This is a genomic window from Synergistaceae bacterium (genome assembly GCA_021372895.1).
In the GTDB taxonomy this organism is placed as follows: Bacteria; Synergistota; Synergistia; order Synergistales; family Synergistaceae; genus JAJFTP01.
On sequence record JAJFTP010000010.1, the window covers coordinates 1 to 8,008 of the forward strand.

Below are 8,008 nucleotides of genomic sequence, written 5' to 3' on the forward strand. Positions count from 1 at the left end.
TCTTGGCGACAAGGTCAGCACTTTTAAGGCCGGACTCGATTTCCATAAAGAGCTGCACTCACACTGCACCAACAAATACCTTGTAAATTGCATAAACAGAACCCTGTCTACAATATTTGCCTACCTTGTGATGCTTGATCAGACTGTGAGCGAATCAGATAAAACCCATCCCGAAGACCACGGGATTCTTCTTGACTATATCACAGCAAAAGAAAATACAAAGGCTATCGACTTCCTCGGGAAACATATCGATTTAGCCTTTCATATCGATATTCCCCAATAAAATATACAAACATTGGAATGACATCAATATAAAAAGGTGGGATTGAAATGACAGAAAAATTTAATTTTCGTGAGCAGTTGAGCTCCATGGCAAAGGAGCGTCTTGACCCTTCGGAAATAGGCGTGATGATCAAGCTCACCATCGATAACAACGCCATCTCATTTACAGCAGGAGAACCTTCTGCAGACATATATCCGCTGGAGGAGCTTAAAACGGCGTTCCGGACTATATTTGACGACACTGACCTGCTTGCTTACTATAAGGAGGACTTTGGCCTTATAGAACTCAGGGAGTGGATAGTCGAACGTATGAAGAAGGACGGAATGGCTCCTGAATGGGTTACAAGAGAAAACATCCTGCTGACAAACGGGGCCGGCGAAGCCATCGAGCTTGTGTCAGAAACTCTCATCGACCCGGGCTGTCTCGTCCTTGTTGAAGCTCCGACCTTTACAGAAACACTGCTGACCTTCCGTAAACAGGGTGCACATTGCGTCGGAGTTCCATCCGATGATGACGGTATCATTCCTGAAGAACTTGAAAATATACTGAAAAAACGAAAAGTGCGTTTCCTCTACACAATACCTAATTTCCAGAATCCAAGCGGACGGACTTCTCCTCTTGAACGAAGAAAGACAATTTTGGCAATCGCGGAAAAATATGGGATCCCAATTTTTGAGGATGATCCATACCACTATCTGAGCTATGATGGAGAACCGCCGTCGACATATCTCAAACTGGCGGACGGCGATAAGCGTGTCATCCACTGCAACAGTTTTTCAAAACTCATAGCACCGGGCGTACGCTGCGGGTGGGCAGTGGTTCCCGAAGCCATCATTCCGCATATGAACGCTTTCAGGATCAGCGCCGGATTGACCAGACCGGCAATTTTACAGAAAGGTCTTTTCAACTATCTCACAACCGTTAATTTTGAAGATCGTATCTCTTCGTTACGCAACACGTACAGGACACGCAGAGACGGCATGGTCAAATCCATAGATAAGCACCTGAAGCCGCTCGGCGTGCGTACAAATTATCCCCTTGGCGGCTTTTTTCTATGGGGAGAGAAAGACAGCATAGATGACATGACATCATTCGCACGCTTCGCAGTTCAGGAAAAGAAGATCGGGATTATTCCGGGCAGTGCATTTTACACTCAGGACGAGGCAAAATTTGCTCAAAATTCATTCCGCATATCATTTGCGAAAGTTGATCCTGCAACTGCGGAAGACGGCGTCGGAAGACTTGCGGCAGCCTTTTCGGAATACAGGAACGGACAGAATTAAGGAAAACAAAGGAAGACATATGAAAATTCTTGTGCTGATCAAACAGGTTCCCGAAACAAGCAATGTTCGAATGGACACATCTACCGGAACTATTATAAGAGAAGGCGTTGAAAGCATAGTTAACCCTCTGGATCTATATGCTATCGAGACAGCTCTGCGTCTGAAGAAAACCTACGGTGCAACTGTGACGGCAATAAGTATGGGCCCGTCGGCTGCGGAAAAATGCGTCAAAGAAGCTATTGCAATGGGATGTGATGACGGGATCCTTCTTTCATCTCATGAATTTGCTGGCTCGGACACATGGGCAACTTCAATGATTTTATCCAAGGCATGTGCCAAAATCGGAGATTTCGACCTGGTTCTAGCAGGAGAGCGCGCTACTGACGGAGATACCGCACAGGTTGGCCCAGAGGTGGCGTCACTGCTGGATATCCCGCTCGCTACTTATGTCAGCAGTATTTTAAAGGTCAACAATAAAGAAATGATTATCGAACGTCTGGTTGAAAAATGTTATGAGTCTCTGTTAGTGCCTTTCCCGTGTCTGGTAACTGTGCTTAAAGAAATTGCCGTCCCTCGCCTGCCCACCCTCCGCGGCAAACAGAATGCACGTGCGGCGGAGTTACAGAAATGGTCTATTAATGACCTTCCAGGGATTTGTTCTGAAGAGGTTGGGCTCGCCGGATCGCCTACACAAGTTGTTAAAATCAGCACACCCAAAGTTGCTCGACATGGCATTAATATAAAAATTAAAGATGAGAGAGATATGGAACCTGCAATAGAAGCACTTGTTCAATTTTTGAAAGACAAAAACCTCATACCGAAAAGAGGGCAGGAAATATGAGCAGCAATCCGGTTTGGGTATTTGGAGAAATCAGCGGGAAACATATCGGCAGCGCAACTTACGAAGTCCTTCTTAGAGGAAGGGCTCTTGCGGACAAGCTATGTGTCCCTTTGGAAGTATTTCTAGCCGCAGAAGAACTGGATCATGAAGAGATTCAAGAAATTATATACAGGGGAGCTGACAAGGTACTTGCCGCGCTCTCGCCTCTTCTGAAAGATGCGTCTACAGAGACCGAGGCAAATATATTTGCAGACATGATACGTGATAGACAACCTGAAATAATTTTAGCGGCTGCAACCACAACAGGCCGCACTATAATGCCATGTATAGCTGCCAGAATCCATACTGGACTTACAGCAGACTGCACGGAACTGGACATTGAAGAAGGGACAAGGCTTTTGCTTCAGACACGTCCGGCAATAGGCGGCAACATCATGGCTACAATCAAAACACCTAAACACAGACCACAAATGTGCACTGTCAGACCTCACTCTACCTCACAGGCACAACGGGATACCGCCAGATCGGGAAAGGCAGAATATGTGCCGATAAAAGATAATCTTATAGACAACCGCGTTAAATTTCTGGGGGTTCGATATATAAACGCCAACGAAATGGATATCCAGTCTGCTAAAACAATAGTTGCCGGTGGACGGGGAATGAAAAAGAAAGAAAACTTCAGCATGCTCAAAGAGACTGCAGATCTTCTGGGAGGTGCTGTAGGTGCATCCAGAGATGCTGTGGACCGAGGTTGGGCTTACTATCCTCAGCAGGTTGGGCTAAGCGGAAAGACAGTAGTGCCCAAACTCTATATCGCAGCTGGAATATCAGGCGCTATTCAGCATCTCGCAGGAATGAAAACGGCCGAAACTATAATAGCTATTAACAATGATCCCGAGGCACAAATATTCAAAGTTGCAGATTTCGGAATAATAGGAGACCTTTTTGAAATACTGCCATTACTCAACAAACGCCTCAGAGAAGAGGTCAAGCTATGAAATACAATAAACTGACGGATAACATCATGGAGGAACTACGGGAAATCGTCGGTGAACACAATCTCTGGATAACTATGGAAAAAAGGATGGCATGTTCCAGAGATGAAACAACCACACTCCGGACGGATGAACGTTTCCTGCCGGATATTGTCGTTGCACCGGCAAATGCTCACGAAGTTTCCGGCATACTGAAACTAGCAAACAGACATCTTATCCCTGTGACTCCCAGAGGCGGCGGCACAGGACTTTCCGGCGGAGCGCTGCCATTATACGGCGGAATTGTAATTTCAGACGAGAGAATGAACAGGATCCTTGAGATAGACAGTGACAATCTTATAGCCGTAGTCGAGCCAGGTGTCGTCACAAGCGAAATAAACGTGGCCGCTTCCAAAAAAGGACTCTGGTATGCCGGCTATCCCATGAGCGTAGAGTCATGCCATATCGGCGGCAATATCGCTGAAAACGCAGGCGGCGGCAATGCGGTTAAATATGGCGTGACACTAAGATATGTACTTGGGCTTGAGGTGGTCTCTCCAACAGGAGATATCCTCCGGCTCGGAGGTAAAAATATGAAGGACGTATCTGGCTACAGTCTGAAAGAACTATTCGTCGGGTCGGAGGGAACGCTTGGCTATGTGACTCAAATAACACTAAAACTGCAGCCTCTCCTAAAAAACAGAGTCGATCTGCTTATACTGTTTCCCGATACAGATACTGCAATAGCAATGGTTCCGAAGATCATGACCGAAGGCGGGATACTGCCTACCTCCATAGAATACATCGACCGTTATTCATACCAGACGGCATGTGAGTTTTTAAACGAAGAACTTCCTATAGATGATGTTGGCGCAGTCCTGCTGATAGAACTTGACGGAACAAGAGCCGAATCTGTTGAGCTGGATGCGGACCGCGTCGGAACTATATGTTCCGAGGGCGGTGCACTTGAGATATATGTTGCCGACAACGCCACAACAAGAGAACGTGTCTGGGCTGTACGCAGAAACATCGACGAAGCACTGCGCATTACCGATCCAATCCAGACAGACGAGGACACAGTGGTACCGATTTCTGCCATACCTGAATTCGTACGCGGGCTTGGGGAAATTGCAGAGAGACATGGTGTCCGTATTGCTAATTTCGGACATGCCGGAGACGGTAATCTGCACCCAACGATTATGGGGAAAAAAAATATCAGTATTGAAGAATGGGAAATCCTTGAGAAACAAATCGAATGCGAGATATTCGAATTGGCTCATAGGCTGGGAGGTGTCATAAGCGGCGAACACGGAATAGGCTGTAAGCGAAGAGAGTTTTTCGAAAAACTATGCCAGCCCGAGCAGCTTAATGTAATGAGGATCCTTAAAAAAGCACTTGATCCTAATAACATAATGAATCCAGGTAAAATATTTTTTTTACCTGAGGAGGTACCTTCAAAAAATAGCCGCGGAGGTGATCGTTAATAAAACGGTTATTATTGACGCAGCAAAAACAGGCAGCACTTTAAACTATTGGATCATATAATTCTTAAGAACGGGGTGATCATATGTCCGCAAAAGAAAAATATTCAAGTTCACAGGTTATGCGTTTTTTAATTCCGTCTCTGTTTGGAGCAATCGTCTTTCTGCTTCCGCTACGGGATAAAGGAAGCCTTAACACTATATTGGGAATAGTGATTAATTGGGGCAAGGCCGTTCTCAAACCTTGGCTTCCCTTTATGGCGATGGCCCTTGTTGTCGTTGGTACTTTGGCTTCAATATGGGCGACTTTATGCAAACCACAAAAAGTCATGGAAAATGATTTCTGGCGGGATCTGCTTGTTATAAAACCCTTCTGGCTTGTATCCAGAATACTGGGTGCCGTGTTCTATATCATTATCTACTATAAAATAGGGCCGGAAATCATATGGAACATGGATAATGGAGGAACACCGGCTATGATCCTCGCACCCGCGCTGCTTATAATATTCATTGTTCTGGCAGGAGTTGTCCCGCTTCTCACAGACTATGGACTCATGGAATATGTCGGTACTTATGCACGTCCTGTCATGGGGCCACTATTCAAACTGCCTGGCCGCGCAGCAGTCGACTGTCTTGCATCATGGATAGGCAGTTCATCGGTCGCAGTCGTAATTACCACAAAAGTACACGACCAGGGATACTACTCAGATCGTGAAGCATCCATCATTTCAACGGCGTTCTCTGTTATCAGCATAGCTTATATATATGTCATGGCTGACTTTGTAGGGCTCCCTAATATGTATTTCCAGATAATGTTCGCAATGTATGCGGTAACATTAATTCTTGCTCTTCTTATGCCGCGAATATGGCCCCTCAACAGCATTCCTGATACCTACTCAGGCAGGGCAGGCAAACAGCGTATCGGCGATGAGATCCCGGAAGGGTACACCCTCGGAGAGTGGGGGCTTAAACTCGCAGTCGAGCGTGCATCCAAGCAGACTGCACGCATGACGATTGAGTCAGGGATCAAAACATTTCTCTCTCTTGTAATAAGCACAACGCCTCTTGTTGTCTCATGGGGCACTATAGTGCTTATCATCGCAAATAACACCCCCATATTTCAGATTATATCCGTACCATTTGCGTGGATGCTGCAGCTTGTACAAATTCCGGAAGCAAAAGACGTAGCGCCCGCGTTTATACTCGCCTACGCAGATCAGTTCCTCGCGGCAGTGGTAGGCTCGGCAAGAACGGCAACTGCAGCAAAGTTTATGTGCGCAGGTATTTCCGGAACAGGGCTTATCTACATGACTGAGGTTGGCGTGCTTATACTCAATTCCACTATACCCCTCGGTTTCTGGAAACTTACCGGAATTTATTTCATCCGGGCGGTTTTAAGTGTATTTCTCCTTGCTCCATTTGCATGGTGGTTCTGCATGTAGTGTTACAATACTTGTTACTGTCATTGTAATTTCTTCTCAGGCAGGTACGCTGTATCTTCCGTAATAAACCACCCAAAGGGCTGGTTTATTACGGATTTAAATTATGATAAACATGAAAAATACTCATTACGTCTTTCCTGCTAAAAAACATTTATAATGTTCAATTGGATTCTTTCGTAAAAGGAGAAATATATTTTGGGAAGTCCTTTCGCAATCACCACGCCTTCATTGATCTTTGTATGCCTGACGGTCGGCCTTGCCGGATTTGTCGACGCAGCGGCGGGTGGCGGGGGGACTATCTCTCTGCCGGCATATATGTTCACTGGCATGCCGGCTCACTTTGCATACGGCTGCAATAAATTCTCCGGCTCATGCGGCACCACCCTCGCAGTATTCCGATTCTGGAAAAACGGGGCGTTAGATCTAAAAGCCGCACTTATAGCGGCTGCCGGTTCTTTCATAGGCTCAGCCATAGCTTCCAAAATAGTCCTCATGCTTGACGACCATTTGCTTAAGACTATGCTTATCTTCATAATCCCCTGTGCCGCGGTTGCCATATCTTTAAAACGCGACTTCGGAGAAAGAGACCTTTCTTCGACGCTCACGAGACGCACAGCGGTTCTACTCGCATTCTTCATAGGATTCCTGATTGGAGGATACGACGGACTCTTTGGTCCAGGGACAGGGACCTTCGCGATTTTCGCATTCTCGATACTTATGAGGTATGACCTTAAGACATCCTCCGGCAATGCTAAAATACTCAACCTTGCATCGAATTATGCTTCGTTGATCACATTCGCCATGGCCGGAACGATATTTTACAAAGTCGCAATACCTGCGGCCATATGCGGGACAGTGGGGAATTACTTCGGCTCAGGCTTTGCTCTGGCCAAAGGGGCAAAATTTATCCGTCCGATGATGGCAGCGGTACTTCTGGTGCTGCTTGGAAAGATGGTTCTTGATATTTTATCTTGGTAATACCGCTGACGATCAGAAATAATCCGGGATAAACTGGAAGCTACAAATAGCTTTATGAATCGGTGCCGGACCAACACAAACAGCATAAGGAGAGTATTAATGAAAATTATAATCGACACCGATGCATGCCCAAAGACAGTTCTTAAAAATACTATAGATATAGGAAAAAGGAACGAAATCCCGGTCATAACGGTTGCAAGTTTTAACCACAACGTAATTTCTGACAGGCATATCGTGGTGGGAAATGCTTCGCAGGAAACTGATATAAAGGTAATTAACCTGACAGAGCCGGAAGATATCGTTATAACTCAAGACTGGGGGCTTGCAGCTGTTGTTTTATCAAAAAACGCAGCTGCACTCAGCCCATCCGGAATAGAGTACCTCACTGAAAAAATCTCTTTTATGCTTGAAGAACGAGAACTTAAAGCAAAATTTCGCCGCAGCGGCGGGCGCACAAAAGGACCCGCTAAACGAACAAATGATGATGACGTGCGTTTTGCCGAGGCATTGGAAAAAATAATATCACGAATGCGATGTAACCATTAAAACCGTTATAAACGACAAAAAAACAGAGCCCCGGCAATCACGCTGAAAGCTCTGTTCTTGGATCGATCCCGGCGGCGACCTACTCTGGGTGGAAAAACTAAGTTCGACAACGGAAATCTTAAATTTCCTGTCTCACTCATCCCACAGATACCCTCTGCAGTACCATCGGCGAAGGACTTG

General features: G+C 45.9%; 8 protein-coding genes. All 8 read left to right on the forward strand.

The features are described from left to right. The coding region (locus tag LLF78_01145) for a hypothetical protein (protein ID MCE5201108.1) at positions 1–283 on the forward strand (283 nt) is incomplete at its 5' end. A gap of 47 nt (positions 284–330) precedes the next feature. Beyond that, positions 331–1,566, forward strand: a complete 1,236-nt coding sequence (locus LLF78_01150) for a PLP-dependent aminotransferase family protein (protein ID MCE5201109.1) — start codon at positions 331–333, stop codon at positions 1,564–1,566. 19 nt (positions 1,567–1,585) lie between these two features. Beyond that, positions 1,586–2,407 carry an electron transfer flavoprotein subunit beta/FixA family protein gene (locus LLF78_01155; protein ID MCE5201110.1) on the forward strand — a complete coding sequence of 274 codons (822 nt, stop codon included), beginning with the start codon at positions 1,586–1,588 and terminating at the stop codon, positions 2,405–2,407. Next, positions 2,404–3,405 (forward strand): electron transfer flavoprotein subunit alpha/FixB family protein, encoded by a 1,002-nt coding sequence (locus tag LLF78_01160; protein ID MCE5201111.1) that lies wholly within the window; start codon positions 2,404–2,406, stop codon positions 3,403–3,405. The genes LLF78_01155 and LLF78_01160 overlap by 4 nt, the downstream gene beginning before the upstream one ends. Further along, a complete protein-coding gene (locus tag LLF78_01165) occupies positions 3,402–4,865 on the forward strand; it encodes an FAD-binding protein (protein MCE5201112.1) in 1,464 nt (487 codons plus the stop codon). The genes LLF78_01160 and LLF78_01165 overlap by 4 nt, the downstream gene beginning before the upstream one ends. 83 nt (positions 4,866–4,948) lie before the next feature. Beyond that, positions 4,949–6,304: a YjiH family protein gene (locus LLF78_01170; protein ID MCE5201113.1), complete on the forward strand. Its 1,356-nt coding sequence runs from the start codon at positions 4,949–4,951 to the stop codon at positions 6,302–6,304. Between the two features lie 195 nt (positions 6,305–6,499). After that, positions 6,500–7,282, forward strand: a complete 783-nt coding sequence (locus LLF78_01175; GenBank protein MCE5201114.1) for a TSUP family transporter — start codon at positions 6,500–6,502, stop codon at positions 7,280–7,282. A 99-nt stretch (positions 7,283–7,381) separates the two neighbouring features. After that, positions 7,382–7,828: a DUF188 domain-containing protein gene (locus tag LLF78_01180; GenBank protein MCE5201115.1), complete on the forward strand. Its 447-nt coding sequence runs from the start codon at positions 7,382–7,384 to the stop codon at positions 7,826–7,828. Positions 7,829–8,008: the final 180 nt, after the last annotated feature.